Genomic DNA, 15,641 nt, shown 5'->3' with positions numbered 1-15,641 from the left:
GGGTCGGCGCGGGTGTCGGTGCTACAGGCGGCTTCGCCGCCTCATCCTTGGCCGGCGACGGCGTGTTGGGTTTAGCGCTGCTTCCGTCGAGCGATTTCTCCGGCCCGGTATCTTTCTGGCCGTACTGGAAAACGCGCTTCAGAACCTGGTCGTCTGGCGGTTTCGGCGGTTCCGGAGGCGGCTTTTGTTCAGGCGGCTTTTCAGCCTTCTTTTCAGGTGTCGGCTCCGGTGGCTTTGGAGCAGGTTTCGGCTTGGGCTTCTCGGGTGGCGGCACGATCGCGACATTGACGGGCTGTTCCTGCTGAGCCGGCTGCTGCTCTTGTCTCGGCAGGCCATAGACCAGAAACGCCGCGATGAGCGCATGCAGGATCAGCGATGCGGGCAAAGCCCACAGCAGATGCCGCCGCCGTTCTCCTGTTTCGCCCTTCATCCGCACCGATGTGGAATGAAATAGCGGCGGCTTCAAGCATAGGTAGTGGATTGGCTTGATTTAACCGCTGACAGGTTGGTGATCGGATGACGACGCGCAGACCCCAGGTCAGCCAGTTTGCCGCTGGCGCGCGATCCCGTCCAGAAACCGTTCGTCCAGCCGTGTCTCGCCAAACCAGTTCAGCCGGTTGATGCTGATGAAGCCGGCATCGATCGCCTCGTTCTCGTCGCCCGGCTGGCTGTCATGAGCCCGACCGCGCGGCACCGTGATGACAGTGCGATCGCCGTCGCTTTCAACGATTTCGGCTCTGCGGGCGATCTTGTCGCGACCGATGCGCGGCTGTCGGATTTCGGCCGGCAGCAAGGTCGGCAGGTTGATGCTCAGCCAATGACCCTCAGCGGCCCAGTCGGCGCGCGATTGCCACAATGAAGCGATCAGCGCGCCAAGCCATTGGTCGTCGCCATCGGTGAAATCAGGATTCTTCACGCGGGAGAAGCCGATGGCTGGAACGCCCCAGAAAGTCGCCTCCCGCGCAATGCCGAGCGTTCCGGAATAGGCAAGGTCCTCGGCAACGTTGCGGCCATCGTTGACGCCCGACAGCACAAGGCCCGGTTTCTCGGAATCGGCAAACAGCCAGGTCATAGCGCTTACCACGCAATCGGCCGGGGTGCCGGAACAGGAGTACCAGTTCGGCTTGACGCGCCGCATGGTCAACGGCCTGGCAATCGTTAATGACGAGCTGGCAGCGGTGCGCTTGCCGTCGGGCGCGACCACCCAGACATCGTCGCTCAACGCGCTGGCCGCATTGACCAGACGGGCAAGCCCCGGCGCTTCGCTGCCGTCGTCGTTGCAGATCAGAATTCTCATCGTTTTCTTGCCTCCGACACCACTATGCGCTGGCCGGTGCGGCACTGCGTGCGCAGCGACGGGATGTGGGTTTGCAGATCGCCGAGAAGGTCCGGCGTGCAGGAATGACCGAGTGCGGCGGGACGGCCGGCCCTTTCCCAGATGTCGACATTGCCCGACAGCGTCGGATGGGTCGGCATGCGCACCCAGTCCGCCCGGCCGGCCTTGTGCAACAGATCGCCCTGCGAGCCTGACGGCAGATGGCCGGTAAGCAGCACCGGAAAACCGGAATGGTCGGCACGCGGCAAGAGGCGCGACGACGGGCCGGCCTCACCCATACCGTCATCCGCCAGCAACGGCATTGGCGGCAGGGGATCGGCATCGGTCCAGTCGGCTGCGTCTTGCAGGCGGCGAAGCAAGAGTTCTGAGACACCTGGCAACAGGGATGCGGTGGCGCCGATCTGCGCTTCCAGCGACGAACGCATGCCGGCATGGATCGCGAACGGCCCAGGCAAGGCCGCGATCAGCTCCAGCGACCGACCCGAGAGCGGCGTCGGCAAAAGACACCCGCCCGAATGCCTCGCAACCCACTGCGATATTTCGAGCGCCCGCGCCGCCCCCGGCACCGGATCGGCGCCATAGGAAGCATCGAGGACAAGCAGGTCGCAGTGCGGGATCGTGTCCATGACGAAGACATTGCTGTCCGGCACCACGTCGGCCGAATAGGCAACGCGGCTCTCGCCATCGTTCACGGCAAACCAGACGCCGCCCACCACATGCCCGGAGCGTCCCGTCCGGATCGTGAGGTTGCCGCTGTTCAACGTATCGCCGGGTTCGAACAATTCGATGCGATCTTCGGGAAAAGGGAACCGCCTGAAATCCTCGGGCTCAGCATAGCCGGCGAGCGTGGCAGGCGCCTCATTGCGGGTCCCCGCCGTCATGAAAATCGGGCCGGCATAGCCGCGCGACAGCAGCCAGCTCAGCGCGCCGACATGATCCTCATGCGCGTGCGAGACGAACAGCGCATCGATGTCGGCGGCCGACCCGTTCAGCGCCGGATAGTAGTCCGCCCCCGAGGCGCCGACCTTGATGCCGACATCGAGCAGGATGCGATCCTTGCCGCTGCTCACAGCAAGACTGGTGCGGCCCTTTTCGCCAAAGCCGCCGAGCAGGTCGAGCATCATCACGATGCCGCCCCCACCGCCGGGATCAGCCAGCCGGACCTTATGCGCAGACGCGCCCGGGACCCGCTTTCCAGCATGACTGGGTCGGGCTGTTCGAAGTGCAAGGTGATGTCGGGACTGGTCGAAGGCGTGAATTCGATACGCGCCGAGCCACCCTGATAGATCACCCGCTTGACCAGGCCATCGAAGCCGGGGCCATCCGGCGAAACGTCGAGATCGGCTGACCGGCAGCAGATCTTGGCGCCAGCGCGCGGCCGCTCGCCTGGCCGGCAGCGGACAATCAGTTCAGTCCCGAGAACCCGGACCTTGCAGTGGCCCGCCTGCTCCGCGCTCAGCACGTCGACGGGCAGCAAAATGCCTTGCGAAATGAAGGATGCGACCATTTTATTTGCCGGCTCATGATAGAGCTCGCGCGGCGTCGCCAGCTGGGCAAGGCGCCCGCCATCCATCACCGCGATGCGGTCGGCCAATGCCATCGCCTCGGCCTGATCATGGGTGATGTAGACGATAGTGGTGCCTGTGCGCTTGTGAAAGGATGCGAACTCGTCCTCCATCGATGCCCTCAGATGCACGTCGAGATTGGCGAGCGGCTCATCGAACAGCACCAGCGAGGGCGCGGCGACAAGGCAGCGCGCCAGCGCGACGCGCTGGCGCTGGCCGCCGGAAAGATTGGCCGGCCGACGCTCGCCCAGCCCTTGCAGATTGACAAGGGCCAGTGCGTCTTCAACCTTCCGGCGGCCGACGGCCTTGTCGAGCTTTGCCACCTTCAGCGAATAGCCGATGTTCTCGGCCACCGTCATATGCGGCCACAGCGCATAGTTCTGGAAGACGATGCCGACGCGCCGCTTTTCCGGCGCGACGCTGCCGCCCTTGCCCGACACGACCTCGCTGCCGATGCGGATTTCGCCCGACGTCACTTTCTCGAATCCGGCGACGAGCCTCAGCAACGTCGTCTTGCCGCAGCCGGAAGGGCCGAGCACTGCCAGGAACTCGCCGTCGGCGACGTCGATCGACACGTCCTTGACGGCATCGAAATTGGCGAAGCTCTTGGTCACATTGTCCAGGCTCAATCGCGCCATGGCAGCACTCCGGTCGGAAGGTAGGGGGCAAGCAGATTGGTCACCAGCATCAGCACGAAAGTGACCGCCACGGTGATGACGGACATCGCCGCCGCATAGTTGGAATCGCCGCCCTGCTCGAAGGAGAACATCACCACGCCGATCGTTTCCGAGCCCGACGACCACAGCAGTGCCGAAACGGTAAGTTCGCTTAAGGCCGTCATGAAGATCAGCAGGCCACCGGCGATCGCCGCCGGTGCCACCAGGGGAAAGATGATCGTGCGCATGCGGGTGAACAGCCCGGCGCCGGCCACTTGCGCAGCCTCCTCCAGCGCCCGGTCGATCTGGTGATAGCCGCTAATGGTTGGCCGCAGCGCCAGCACCAGGAAGCGGGCGATGTAGGCGTAGAGGATGATCCAGACCGTGTTGTAGAGCTGGATGCCGGTCAGCGGGATCGGCCGCAGGAACATGAGCAGCGAGGCGATCGCCAGCACCACACCGGGCAGAGCATAGGGCAGTTCCACCGACAGATTGAGCAGCCGCACCCAGCGCTGCTTGCCCCAGGCGATCAGATAGCCGATCGGCACGGCGACCAGGACCGCGAAGAAGGCAGCCGCGATCGACAGCCAGAAGCTGTTGAAGAAGGCGCGACTGGCGGCATCATGCTCGAACAGCACGAAGCGATAATTGTCGAAGGTTGCCGTCTTGGCGGTGAGCGCGATGCCGTAGCCCGGCACCAGCGATGTCAGAACCAGCCCGAACAGCGGCAGGAACAGCACCACGATGATCAGCAGCCACATGCCGGCCTGCACGGCGGGCCGCCAGCGGCCGAGTTCGTATGGTTCGGCGGCAAGCGACGTGGAGCTGATGCGATAGTCGCGGCGGCGGCTCATGATCTCCTGGGCGAGGATGCCCGCCATGGCGATGATACCGATCAGCACCGACAGGAATGCGGTTTCGCCGAGCACGGCGGGGCCGCCGCCGGCCAGCTTCTGATAGATCAGCGTCGGCAGCACGAGATAGTTGGCGGGAATGCCTAGAAAGGCCGGAATGCCGAAATTGCCGACGCAGGAGACGAAGGCAAGTGCGGCGGCGGCCATGATCGAGGGCGTCATCAACGGCAGCACGATGGTGACCAGCACGGTGAACCAGCCGGCACCGCCCGCCCGCGCTGCTTCGATCAGTTCGCGCGGCAGCTTGCGCAGGCCGGCGCGCACCAGCAGGAAGACCAGCGGGCCATACTGCACGCCGAGCAGCAGGATGATGCCCGAGGTGGAATAGAGCGGGTTCCTGGTCCCGAGCGGCGGTGCCGCTCCGAACAGCTTGAGGAACGGGCTTGCCGGGCCGAACAGCTGCAGCCAGGCAAGCGCCGTCACCTGCGGCGCGATCATCAGGGGCATGACGTAACAGAGCACCATGGCGCTGCGAGCGCGGATATCGGTCAGAGTGACGAGGACGGCCACCAGCGTTCCCGACAGCACCGCAAGCAGGGTGCCGCCGATACCGACGACCAGTGTGTGCCAGGTGGCGATCCAGGTCGCCGGACTGACGAGCCCCGCCTTTATCGCGACGGTCGACAGCGTGCCGCCGGGTGCCACGATTTCCTTGATCAGGCGCAGCATCGGCAACAGCGAAAGCAGGACGATGACGATGGCCACCGCCGCCGTCAGGACCATTTCCTGGCCCCGGCTTTCCCTGATCCGTGTTGACATGATTGCTTTTCCTGGGATCGATCAGCCGATGCGCTCTGGTTTCGCAGTCGGCATGCCGCTAGGGGGGCATGCCGACTGGATTGCCGGCTCAGCCGCCGAACAGTTCCGAGAACTTCGCCTTGTCGGCGTCGGTCTTGGCGACGATTGCCTTGGTGTCGAACGACATCACCTTGACCTTGATGCCTTCCGGCAGCCATTCGGGGCGGCCGACCGAGGCGCGCGCCGGCAGATAGCCCATCGAAAGCGCAAGCTTCTGGCCGTCATCGGAAAGAATGAAGTCGACGAACTTCTTGGCGCCGTCGACGTTCCTGGCGGTCTTCATGATGGCGACCGGTTCGGTCACTGCCGGCACACCTTCCGAGGGGAACACGAACTCGACCGGGGAACCCTTCTTCTTGGCGTTCATCGCCATGAAGTCGACAAGGATGCCATAGGGCTTCTCGCCCGATGCCACCGACTTCAGCACCGCACCATTGCCGCGCACGCTGACGGTGTTGTTGGTCTTCAGCTTCTGGAAGAAATCCCAGCCATAATTGGTATCGCCGACGAAGCCTGAAAGCAGGTAGGCGGCGGCACCCGAATAGAGCGGGCTCGGCATGACCAGGCCATCTGCATAGGCGGGCTTGGCAAGATCGGCCCAATGCTGCGGCTTCTCGGTCGCCGCGGTGTTGTAGACGATGCCGGTGGTGATCAGCTTGCTGCCGAAATAGGTCTTGTCGGCATCATAGGCATCCGCTTCGATGCCGTCGAGCTTTGCCTCGGGATAGGGCAGCAGCCGGTCGTCCTTCTTCAACAGCTCCATTGAGACCGCGTCAGCGATCAAAAGCACATCGGGCTGCGGGCTGCCGGCGGCAAACTCGGCCGCCATCTTGGTCAGGATATCGCTCGTTCCGGAGCGATAGATATTCACATCGATACCCGGCTGCGCCTTCTTGAAGGCATCCACGGTCTTGGCCGCGTCGGCTTCCGGCTGGGATGTGTAGAGAGTCAGTGTTTCGGCGTTTGCCACGCCAGCAAACAAAGTTGCCGCGAGCGCCAGCTGGCTGGCCAGCAGCTTGATGAAGTTCGTCTTCAATGAGACCTCCTGTCTTTCTGTGCATGACCGGTCCGGCTCTGGCCGGCTCCCCGTCTCTTCCTCCCTGCACGGCGCATATGACTGGTGGATGACACAGCGCGTGAAACCCACAAAATATGTTCATATGTACGATGTCAATTACAAATGAACAAAACTGTGCGACAATCGACGCGCCTGCGATCGGCATCGATTGACATCTGGCCGGTGTTTCCTTGATGAGCACCGATCAGGCCACGGCTCATGAGGGACAGAAACCGATGACCACAGAAAAACCCAGACAGGCTCGCCTGCCGATGGTCTCGTCGGACCTTAACGTCAAGACGGCATGGCTCTACTATGTCGAAGGTTTTACCCAGGAACAGATCGCCGAAAAGCTCGATGTTTCCAGGGTGAAGGTCATGCGTACGCTGGCCTCCTGCACCGCCGAGGGCATTGTCGTCACCATGATCAACGCACCGACCGCCGGGCAGGTGGCGCTCGAGCGGGAACTGGAAAAGCGCTGGGGTCTGAATGCCGCCGTCGTCATCCCGACGCCTTCGGCGCATGACCATCTGGAGAAGGCTATCGGCCATGCCGTCGCGGCCTATCTCGGCGAGCAGATGCAGGACGGCATGACGCTGGCGATCGGTGGCGGCGCGACCCTGCATGCCAGCTTCGGCTTCCTTGCTCGCCGGCAATTGAAGCGTGCCTGCGTGGTGGCGCTCGTCGGCAGCCTGCCGCACTCGCAATGGATCAATCCATCCATCGTTGCTGCCAAGGTCGCCGATGTCTTCGAGGTCGACAGCTATCAGATCACCGCGCCGGTGACGGTCGACAATTCCTCGCTGCGCGATCTCCTCTGGGCGCAGCCGACCCTGCAGGATGTACGCCAACGCGCGGCCGCCGCCGACATCGCGCTGCTCACCGTCGGCGACATGTCGCCCGACGCCACCATCTTCCGGCACGGCATCGTGCCGTCATCGCTGATCGCTCCGCTGAAAGCAAAGGGCGCGGTTGCCAACATGCTGTGCTATTTCGTCGATGCCGCCGGCGGGCTGGTCGACCACGAGGTCAACAGCCGCGTCATGGCCATCGATCTCGATGTGGTCAGCAACGTGCCGAACGTGGTTCTCGCCGCGGGCGGCAAGCGAAAGGTCGCGGCGATCCTCGCCGCGCTGAAAGCCGTCGACACCAACGTGCTGATCACCGACAGCGATACCGCCACGGCGCTGCTTGCCAAGGGCGGCTGAGCCGGTTCGACTGGCCCCGGTGTTTCCCGCTAGATGAGTCCGCGCTCGCGCAAAAAGTCCTCGACGCCGACATGGGTCATGGATTCGAATTCGGCGATCGCCTCGGCCACCCGCTTGCGCTGCGCCGCCAGCAGCGTGAACACCTGCTTCATCTCGCCGGAAACGCCAAAACGGCTCCAGCGCTCGGCGATGTGCGTGGGCAGGCCGATATCGGCGCAGAACGCATCCAGGCTGTCATAGCCGAGGCTGGCGACAAGCTGCCTGGTCTCCTGCGCCGACATGCGCGGCTCGAAGGCATGATCGTGCAGGCGCTGCGCCACAAGCTTGATGTCGGATGGCGACGCGCCCATGACCTTGCCGAACAGGGTTTTGACGTCAGACGGGTCGAATGCAGGCATATTTGGCCTCCCTGGGTCGCAGTCCAGATAGAACATGGGTCAAGGGTTGGCGCCTGACAAGTCGTTTCTGTTTGTGAGCCGGCGCATGATTTGGTACCGGCTCCCGACAGGACCTAAACCAGCATGCCCATCGGGTTCTCGATCAGGCGCTTGAAGGCGACCAGCAGTTCGGCACCCAGCGCACCGTCGACGGCGCGATGGTCGGTCGACAGCGTCACCGACATCACGGTGGCGATTTTGATCTCGCCGTTCTTGACCACCGCCCGCTCCTCGCCGGCGCCGACGGCCAGGATGGTCGCATGCGGCGGGTTGATGACGGCGGCAAAATCCTTGATGCCGAACATGCCGAGGTTGGACACCGCCGTGGTGCCGCCCTGATACTCTTCCGGCTTCAGCTTGCGGCTGCGCGCACGGCTGGCCAGATCCTTCATCTCGTTGGAGATGGTGGACAGCGTCTTTTCGTCGGCATGCCGAATGATCGGCGTGATCAGCCCGCCCGGGATCGACACGGCAACGCCGACATCGGCATGCTTGTGCTTGACCATGGCGCTTTCCGTCCATGAGGCATTGGCATCGGGCACCGCCTTCAGCGCCATCGCCATGGCCTTGATGACCATGTCGTTGACCGACAGCTTGTAGGCCGGAGCGTCGCCCTTATCGGTCTTCTTCACCGGGGCAACCGCATTGATTTGCGTGCGCAGCGCCAAGAGCGCATCGAGCTCGCAGTCGAGCGTCAGGTAGAAATGCGGGATGGTGGTCTTGGCCTCGGCCAGGCGGCGCGCAATGGTCTTGCGCATATTGTCATGCGGGACGAGCTCGTAGGAGCCCGTTTCGAACAAACGAAGCACGTCCCCCTCCCCCTTGAGGGGAGGGTGGCCGGCCAACGGCCGGTCGGGTGGGGTCGGCTCGACTGGACTCGGCGCAAGGGAGGTGCTGGATTGGGCGGTGCCTTCTGAGAGGGCCCCCTCCGTCCGCTTCGCGGACACTTCCCCCTCGAGGGGGAAGGAAAGTGCAGCGTCGATATCGGCTTTTACAACGCGGCCGTATGGGCCTGTGCCGGATATGCCGGAGAGGTTCAGGCCTGCCTTTCGAGCCAAGCGCCGTGCCAAAGGTGTCGCGCGGGTCCTCCCCTCCCCCTCGAGAGGAGGGTGGCCGGCCGCAGGCCGGTCGGATGGGGTCGGTTCGACCGGACGCGGCTCAAGGGCGGTGCCTCCTGAGACAACCCCCTCTGTCGACTTCGTCGACATCTCCCCCTCGAGGGGGGAGATTGGCGCATAGCTTTCACCGTCGGCATAAATCCAGGCGACAGCAGCGCCGACCGCGATATCGACACCTTCCTTGCCGGTGACATCGCGCAGGACGCCGCTGGCCGGCGCGTCGATCTCCATCGCCGCCTTGTCGGTCTCGATCTCGAACAGCACATCGCCCTTCTTGACGTGCGCGCCCTCCTCGGCGAACCAGCGCGAGATCTGTCCGGTCGCCATGTCCATGTCGACCTTGGGAAGAATGACTTCGGTCGGCATTTCTCAGCGAACCCCTTTCACGAGGTCGCGCGCGGCGGTGATAATGTCGGGAATTTGCGGCACCGTCGCCTTCTCGAGTTCCGGATTGTAGGGGATCGGCGTTTCGGCGCCGCCCAGCCGCACGATTGGCGCGTCGAGATAGTCGAACGCTTCGCTCTCGGCGATCATGGCGCTGACCTCGGCGCCGATCCCCAGCGTCTTGACCGCTTCGTAGACGCATAGCAGCCGCGACGTTTTCTTGACGCTGTCGATGACGGTCTGCTTGTCCATCGGCCGGATGGTCCGGAGATCGACGACTTCGACGTCGATGCCTTCGCTCTCCAGCGCGGCAGCCGCGTCGAGCGCCTTCTGCACCATGATCGAGGTGGCGACGATGGTGAGATCCCGGCCCTCCCGGCGGATATCGGCCTTGCCGATCGGCACGGTGTAATAGCCTTCGGGCACCGGTCCCTTCATCTTGTAGAGCAGCTTATGCTCGAAGATCATGACTGGATCGGGATCGGCGACCGCCGCCAAAAGCATACCCTTGGCATCATAGGGGGTCGCCGGCTGGATGACTTTCAGACCCGGCACATGGCCGAGCCAGGCCTCGAGGCTCTGGCTGTGCTGAGCCGCCGCACCGGTGCCGGAACCGGCGGGAAAGCGCATCACCACGGGAACCGAAACCTCGCCGCCCAGCATGAAGCGCATCTTGGCCGCCTGGTTGACGATCTGCTCCATGGCAAGCGTGGCGAAATCGGAAAACTGGAACTCGAAGATCGGCCGCATGCCGGTGAGGGCAGCGCCCACTGCAACGCCCGCGCCGCCCAGTTCCGAAATCGGTGTGTCGATGACGCGGTCAGCGCCATAACGTTCGACCAGGTCGCCAGTGACCTGGAAGGCGCCGCCATAGACACCGATATCCTCGCCCATCAGGAAAACGCGTTCGTCCATGTCCATGGCGATCGCCATGGCTTCCTGGATCGCCTGGGCGTAGCTCAGTTCACGCACCATCGCGTCCATCACGCCTGCTCCGTATACACGTAATTTCCGGTCTCGCTGATATCGGGCGATGGGCTCGCCTTGGCGAACTCGATGCCCTCGGCGATCTCTTGCGCCACGGCATCGCGAATGGCCTCGATGCCCTTGTCGTCGATGAAGCCGAATTCCCTGAGCTCGCTTTCGAACAGGGTGATCGGATCGCGGTTCGACATCCAGTCCTCGATCTCTTCCTTGGTGCGATAGCGGTTGCGGTCGCTCTTGGAATGGCCGCGATGGCGGTAGGTCTTGGACTCGATCAGCGTCGGCCCCTCGCCGGCGCGGGCTCGGGCGATAGCCTGATGAGACGCCTCAGCGACCTCGGAGAAGATGTTGCCGTTGACGATGACGCCCGGCATCGAATAGGCGGCGGCGCGCTCGGCGATGTTCTTGACCGCGGTCGAGCGGGCCGTCGATGTCGACATGCCATAGCCATTGTTCTCGCAGACGAAAATGACAGGCAGCTTCCAGACCGCCGCCATGTTGAGCGCCTCGTGGAAAGCGCCTTCATTGTTGGCGCCATCGCCGAAGAAGGAGACCACGACCTTGCCGGTCTTCATCATCTTGGAGGACAATGCCGCCCCGACGGCGATCGGGATGCCGCCACCGACGATGCCATTGGCGCCGAGATTGCCCTTGCCGACATCGGCGATGTGCATCGAGCCGCCACGGCCCTTGCAATAGCCTGTGGTCTTACCGAAGAACTCGGCGAACATGCGCTTGACCTCGGCACCCTTGGCTATGCAGTGGCCATGACCGCGATGCGTCGAGGTGATCTGGTCATCCTCGGCAAGCGGCATGCAGATGCCCATGGCGCTGGCTTCCTGGCCGATCGACAAATGCATGGTGCCGTGGATGAGACCGCGCGTGTAGCACTCCTCCGCGCCCTCTTCGAAGCGGCGGATCAGGTACATCTTATGGAGCACCTCCCTGAGGTGCTCGGCGCTGTAGTGGCGGTAGACGAAGGGTAGATTGGCGCGACTGTCAGTGACGGCTTTGCTGGCTGTGGCCATGATCACGCTCCCACGGACCCATAGACGAGCTTGTCCTGGCGGGCGCGCAGTTCGGCGATCTTGGAGCCCGCCGCGGGCGCTGCATTCGCGTAGGTTATGAGCTCGCCCTTCTTGATCGGCGCGGTGACCGAGCCGCCCTGCAGCAGGCCGCAGGGAATGGCCTTGGCGGCGCGCGCCTCAGGCGTCGTCATGATCCAGGCACGATAGCAATATTCGCCGATCGCATCGAGCTTCTCGCCGGGCTGCATGTCCTTCTTGGCCACGGCGGCGACTTCCGCCACCGGCTTTGCCAGCGGCACCATGTCGGCCTTGCCATAAAGCACGACGCGGGCGCAGGTCAGCGGCACTTCGAGCGAGGTCAGGTGATAGGGACGATGGAAAGTGAAATACGGGCCTTTGCCCATCTTCAAATCTTCCATGCGCTCGGAGATGCGCGGATGCGACATGTCGGCAACGACGAAGACGCCGGGCGCGACACCCTTGCCGATCGAATAGTCGACGACGCCGACCCTCGACAGCACGCCGCCATCCTTCTGCGGCACCAGCACCTTGGACAGTTCGCCAAGCGTCGCCGCCGGGCCATGCATGCCGGCCTTGTCTGGAACCAGGCCGGTGGCATTGGCGATCGCCGCCATCTCGACCATGGTCTTGGAGCCGTCGACGAATTCAACCAGCATCCGCACATTCATGTGCCGGCGCTTGGCTTCCTCCTCATAGTCTGGGGGAATGGCGTCGATGTTGAGCGGATTGTTCTTGCCCTTGCCGGCGGCAACGATCGGATGCCCCATGGCCGAAACGAATTCGATCAGTTCCATGCAGGAGGACGGCTCGTCGCCGGCGCCCAGCGAATAGGTGACGCCGAGCCGGTCGGCCTCGCTCTTCAGATAGGCGCCGATGGTGACGTCGGCCTCGACATTCATCATCACCAGATGCTTGCCATGTTCCATGGCGCGCAGCCCGATCTCGGCGCCGACGGCGGGAACCCCGGTGGCGTCGATGACGACGTCGATCAGATCGTTGTTGATGACAAGGCTGGCATCGTTGGTGACCGCCACCTTGCCGGCCTCCATCGCCGCCGTCATCGCGGACGCGCTCGAGACTTCGCGCGCGTGCCCGGTTTCCTGAAAGGCGATATCGACGGCCTTGCTGGCGGCAGGCAGGTTCAGTTCGGAAATGGCGCCGATCTCGATGCCCGACATATGGGCGACACGGGTGACGATGTCGGTTCCCATCTCGCCCGAGCCGATCAGGCCGATGCGGATAGGCTTGCCCGACTTGGCGCGTTCCTCAAGATCGCGGGCAAGGCCCGTCAACGAAACATTGGAAGCCATACCGGTCGTTCCTCCCATAATGCAGGCTTGTTCGATTGCCTGACGGGTATTGAACATCTGTATTTCTGTCAAGACTAATGTCCAGATTCTCGTGCTTAAAACCACTTTCCCAGCAGCCCGAACCGTGGATGAAAACGAAGCCGGGAACCGCACGGCGCGCAAAGACAGGTTCTCTCGCAGGCGCGCCGGAACAGCGCCAGCCTGCAGGCATTTTGGGATTACGGCCAGCTATGAAATAAAAGTACCGGAATATAAAACTATAAAATTTATCTTTCATGGCGTGTTCTCGCGTGCTAGCGTCGCGTCACGACTGGAAATGGAGTGCGCTTCCTGGGGTAGCCTTTTCCGGTCTGTTCCAAATAGGTCTGCCAAGGGACGTTGCGGTCGATGAAGATGAAAACGCCTGGCGAGAAGACTGTGTCCGGTGAGACTGAGGTGGCCAGTGCGCTGGAAGCCAGGTTGCGTGAGGGCTGGCTGGATTTCGCCCGGACCGAGCAGGCAATCGCGCGATACCTGCTCGCCAACATCCACGACATTCCCTTTGAAACTGGCGCCACCATTGCCGCCGGCGCCGGTGTCAGCGAGGCAAGCGTCACCCGCTTCGTACGGCGTCTCGGCTACACCGATCTCAAGGAAATGAAGCGTGGCCTGCGCTCCGCACCGAAAGCCGCTGGCCCGGGCCTGGACAGTGCCGAGTTGCGTTTCCGCATCGGCGGCGAAAAGCAGGAGCGGTTGGCTCGCAGCCTGGAGATGGAGCAGCAGGCCTTGACCGCGGCCTATGGCCTTGCCCAGGGCGAGATGTGGTCCGAAATCGTTCATCTGCTGAGCACCTGCGATCGCGTGAACTGCGTCAGCTTCCAGGCAGTGAAGGGATTGGGGCTCGATTTCGCGACGCGTCTGCGCTGGGTGCGGAACGATGTCCGCTTTGCCGAAGGTTTGGGCGGCACGTTCTCGGAAATCCTCACCGATAGCGGCGAAAATTCTTGCGTGCTGCTGATCGACACAGCGGAATACGCCGCGATGAGCTTTCGGCTTTGCGCCCAGATCAAGCGCCGGAAGATTCCTCTGATCATCGTTACCGACAAATACAGTCATTGGGCATCTGAATACACAAAACTGGCGCTCGAAGTATCGACGCGCGTCGACCTGTACTGGGATTCGACGGCCGCAATAAGTTCGGTTCTGAACCTCCTCACGCATTCCGTTGCCGAGAAACTCGGCAAATCGGCCGAGACGCGGATGAATGAGCTGGAGGATATCGCCGGGATCCTGCGAACCTTCCACAAGCCGCCACGGCGCGTCGCACGGCACATCAAAGAAGAAGGCGAAGAATGACGATGCATCACCCGTTGCTGAAACCGTGGACAGTCAGGGCAAGCGCATGAAGTTGACGGAATACGCCGCCTATGACGGCGTTGGTCTGGCCGATCTCCTGCGCAAGCGGGAAGTTACGCCGCGCGAACTGGGAAACTGCATCCTTTCAGGGATCGCCGCGGTCAATCCGCAACTCAATGCCGTGATCGAAACCTATGCCGATGCGATCGAAGCGCTCGGCGAGGTCCCCGGACCCGCACCTTTCCACGGCATGCCGACATTGACCAAGGATTTCCCCATCGAAGCCGGCCGGCCGGGAGAGTTCGGCAGCGTTCTCGCCAAGGGTTTCATCTGCGGCGACGATCACGCCTTCTGGGTGAAAATGCGATCCGGCGGCCTTGCCAATATCGGGCGTACCACCACGTCGGAATTCGGCATCGCGGCGGCAACCGAATCCTCACTCTATGGTGCGACACGCAACCCCTGGGATACCAGCAGGGGTGTTTCGGGATCGAGCGGCGGCGCAGCCGCGGCCGTTGCCGCCGGCATCGTTCCCTTCGCGCAAGGCGCCGACGGTGGCGGCTCCATTCGCACCCCCGCCGCCTTTTGTGGTGTCGTCGGCCTGAAGCCGTCTCGTGGACGGATCAGCGGCGCGCCGGAATCGAATGCGCCAATGCTGGGTCTCGCCATTTCCTTCATGCTGACACGCTCGATCCGAGACACGGCGGCTTTGCTTGATCTGGGGTCCGGTGCGCTTCCCGGCGACAGCTATGAGATCGTCCCTCCAACCACCAGCTATGCCCAGGCGATCAAGACGCCACCCAAGGCTTTGCGCATTGCCCTGTGCACAACGTCCTGGTCCGGCTATCCGCTCGACGCCGAGGTGAGGACGGCAGTTCTCGAAGTGGGCAAGAGGCTGGAGCAACTGGGCCACAAGGTCGTCGAAGCCGGGCCTGTGTTCGATTATGAGCGCTATCTGGCGGCACAGAAAGTGATCTGGGCAGCTTCTACGGCGCAGTCGCTCGACGAGTTGGCGGGCTTGCTGCGACGGTCGGTCGAAGAGGCCTGCCTGCAGCAGACGACACTTGCTGTCTATCGCCATGGCCGAACGCTGGACGCGGCAAGCCTGATCGCGGCCCTCGCTGTTTATGACCAGATCACGCGGACGGTTGGCGAATTCCTGGCCGTCCATGACGTGCTGGTGACGCCGACTTGCGCGATCTCGCCGGAGTTGCTCGGCACGCACAACCCGGATCGTCCTGGCCGCGACATCGACACGGTGTTCGCCGATCTGGCGCCGAAGGAGACGTTCAGCGCGCTCTTCAACGGCACCGGATCGCCGGCGATATCCCTGCCGCTCGGCTGGACGCAAAACGGCCTGCCGATCGGCGTGCAGTTTGTCGCTGCGTTCGGGCGCGACGATCTGCTGCTGCGGCTGGGTGCGGTGCTTGAGGCCGACTACGCCTGGCACCAGCGCAAACCACCTACCCACATCACCAAGACTGCTTGAA

13 protein-coding genes and 1 pseudogene are annotated in these 15,641 nt (G+C 63.1%); 3 read left to right on the top strand and 11 right to left on the bottom strand.

From position 1 onward, the window contains the following. From EOA13_RS20020 to EOA13_RS19995, 6 genes and pseudogenes are all read right to left on the bottom strand, one after another. Positions 1-430 (bottom strand): annotated as a pseudogene (locus EOA13_RS20020) (hypothetical protein); the annotation flags it as partial. Positions 431-538: 108 nt separating this feature from the next. Then, entirely contained in the window at positions 539-1,297 is a 759-nt protein-coding gene (locus EOA13_RS20015; RefSeq protein ID WP_127295232.1) for a 5'/3'-nucleotidase SurE, read from the bottom strand. Then, the gene (locus EOA13_RS20010) at positions 1,294-2,460 is read right to left on the bottom strand and encodes an MBL fold metallo-hydrolase (RefSeq protein ID WP_127295244.1); all 1,167 of its coding nucleotides are present in this window, start codon (positions 2,458-2,460) and stop codon (positions 1,294-1,296) included. The genes EOA13_RS20015 and EOA13_RS20010 overlap by 4 nt, the downstream gene beginning before the upstream one ends. After that, positions 2,460-3,539, bottom strand: coding sequence for an ABC transporter ATP-binding protein (locus tag EOA13_RS20005; protein ID WP_127295230.1), 1,080 nt, complete (start codon positions 3,537-3,539; stop codon positions 2,460-2,462). The genes EOA13_RS20010 and EOA13_RS20005 overlap by 1 nt, the downstream gene beginning before the upstream one ends. Continuing rightward, entirely contained in the window at positions 3,527-5,230 is a 1,704-nt protein-coding gene (locus tag EOA13_RS20000) for an iron ABC transporter permease (protein WP_127295228.1), read from the bottom strand. The genes EOA13_RS20005 and EOA13_RS20000 overlap by 13 nt, the downstream gene beginning before the upstream one ends. A gap of 88 nt (positions 5,231-5,318) precedes the next feature. Next, complete coding sequence (locus tag EOA13_RS19995) at positions 5,319-6,305, bottom strand: ABC transporter substrate-binding protein (protein ID WP_127295226.1); 987 nt, start codon at positions 6,303-6,305, stop codon at positions 5,319-5,321. Between the two features lie 257 nt (positions 6,306-6,562). On the opposite strand from EOA13_RS19995, the gene EOA13_RS19990 reads away from it, so the two are divergent. Beyond that, the gene (locus tag EOA13_RS19990) at positions 6,563-7,534 is read left to right on the top strand and encodes a sugar-binding domain-containing protein (RefSeq protein WP_127295224.1); all 972 of its coding nucleotides are present in this window, start codon (positions 6,563-6,565) and stop codon (positions 7,532-7,534) included. A 29-nt stretch (positions 7,535-7,563) separates the two neighbouring features. On the opposite strand, the gene EOA13_RS19985 is transcribed toward EOA13_RS19990, so the two are convergent. The 5 genes from EOA13_RS19985 to EOA13_RS19965 all read right to left on the bottom strand — a co-directional run bounded on the left by EOA13_RS19985 (position 7,564) and on the right by EOA13_RS19965 (position 12,816). Continuing rightward, complete coding sequence (locus EOA13_RS19985) at positions 7,564-7,932, bottom strand: hypothetical protein (RefSeq protein WP_127295222.1); 369 nt, start codon at positions 7,930-7,932, stop codon at positions 7,564-7,566. Between the two features lie 113 nt (positions 7,933-8,045). Beyond that, positions 8,046-9,455: a pyruvate dehydrogenase complex dihydrolipoamide acetyltransferase gene (locus tag EOA13_RS19980; protein WP_127295220.1), complete on the bottom strand. Its 1,410-nt coding sequence runs from the start codon at positions 9,453-9,455 to the stop codon at positions 8,046-8,048. 3 nt (positions 9,456-9,458) lie between these two features. Continuing rightward, positions 9,459-10,457 carry an alpha-ketoacid dehydrogenase subunit beta gene (locus tag EOA13_RS19975; RefSeq protein ID WP_127267172.1) on the bottom strand — a complete coding sequence of 333 codons (999 nt, stop codon included), beginning with the start codon at positions 10,455-10,457 and terminating at the stop codon, positions 9,459-9,461. Further along, positions 10,457-11,485: a thiamine pyrophosphate-dependent dehydrogenase E1 component subunit alpha gene (locus tag EOA13_RS19970; protein ID WP_127295218.1), complete on the bottom strand. Its 1,029-nt coding sequence runs from the start codon at positions 11,483-11,485 to the stop codon at positions 10,457-10,459. Before EOA13_RS19970 ends, EOA13_RS19975 begins: the two co-directional genes overlap by 1 nt. A gap of 2 nt (positions 11,486-11,487) precedes the next feature. Next, positions 11,488-12,816, bottom strand: a complete 1,329-nt coding sequence (locus tag EOA13_RS19965) for an NAD(P)H-dependent oxidoreductase (RefSeq protein ID WP_127295216.1) — start codon at positions 12,814-12,816, stop codon at positions 11,488-11,490. A 387-nt stretch (positions 12,817-13,203) separates the two neighbouring features. Here EOA13_RS19965 and EOA13_RS19960 point away from each other — a divergent pair, with 387 nt between their 5' ends. Then, positions 13,204-14,151, top strand: a complete 948-nt coding sequence (locus EOA13_RS19960; RefSeq protein WP_127295214.1) for a MurR/RpiR family transcriptional regulator — start codon at positions 13,204-13,206, stop codon at positions 14,149-14,151. Between the two features lie 46 nt (positions 14,152-14,197). Continuing rightward, entirely contained in the window at positions 14,198-15,640 is a 1,443-nt protein-coding gene (locus EOA13_RS19955; protein WP_127295212.1) for an amidase family protein, read from the top strand. Position 15,641 lies beyond the last annotated feature (1 nt).

Origin of the sequence: Mesorhizobium sp. M7A.F.Ca.US.011.01.1.1, from assembly GCF_003998295.1 — a bacterium.
GTDB lineage: Bacteria > Pseudomonadota > Alphaproteobacteria > Rhizobiales > Rhizobiaceae > Mesorhizobium.
Note: the sequence above shows the minus strand (reverse complement) of the source record. Positions and strands in the feature narration are given on the sequence as shown.

Excerpts from the sequence above, each read along its gene's own strand:
- EOA13_RS20015 (WP_127295232.1), bottom strand. The coding sequence starts at position 1,297 with ATGAGAATTCTGATCTGCAACGACGACGGCAGCGAAGCGCCGGGGCTT.
- EOA13_RS20010 (WP_127295244.1), bottom strand. The coding sequence starts at position 2,460 with ATGATGCTCGACCTGCTCGGCGGCTTTGGCGAAAAGGGCCGCACCAGT.
- EOA13_RS20005 (WP_127295230.1), bottom strand. The coding sequence starts at position 3,539 with ATGGCGCGATTGAGCCTGGACAATGTGACCAAGAGCTTCGCCAATTTC.
- EOA13_RS20000 (WP_127295228.1), bottom strand. The coding sequence starts at position 5,230 with ATGTCAACACGGATCAGGGAAAGCCGGGGCCAGGAAATGGTCCTGACG.
- EOA13_RS19990 (WP_127295224.1), top strand. The coding sequence starts at position 6,563 with ATGACCACAGAAAAACCCAGACAGGCTCGCCTGCCGATGGTCTCGTCG.
- EOA13_RS19985 (WP_127295222.1), bottom strand. The coding sequence starts at position 7,932 with ATGCCTGCATTCGACCCGTCTGACGTCAAAACCCTGTTCGGCAAGGTC.
- EOA13_RS19980 (WP_127295220.1), bottom strand. The coding sequence starts at position 9,455 with ATGCCGACCGAAGTCATTCTTCCCAAGGTCGACATGGACATGGCGACC.
- EOA13_RS19975 (WP_127267172.1), bottom strand. The coding sequence starts at position 10,457 with ATGGACGCGATGGTGCGTGAACTGAGCTACGCCCAGGCGATCCAGGAA.
- EOA13_RS19970 (WP_127295218.1), bottom strand. The coding sequence starts at position 11,485 with ATGGCCACAGCCAGCAAAGCCGTCACTGACAGTCGCGCCAATCTACCC.
- EOA13_RS19965 (WP_127295216.1), bottom strand. The coding sequence starts at position 12,816 with ATGGCTTCCAATGTTTCGTTGACGGGCCTTGCCCGCGATCTTGAGGAA.
- EOA13_RS19960 (WP_127295214.1), top strand. The coding sequence starts at position 13,204 with ATGAAGATGAAAACGCCTGGCGAGAAGACTGTGTCCGGTGAGACTGAG.
- EOA13_RS19955 (WP_127295212.1), top strand. The coding sequence starts at position 14,198 with ATGAAGTTGACGGAATACGCCGCCTATGACGGCGTTGGTCTGGCCGAT.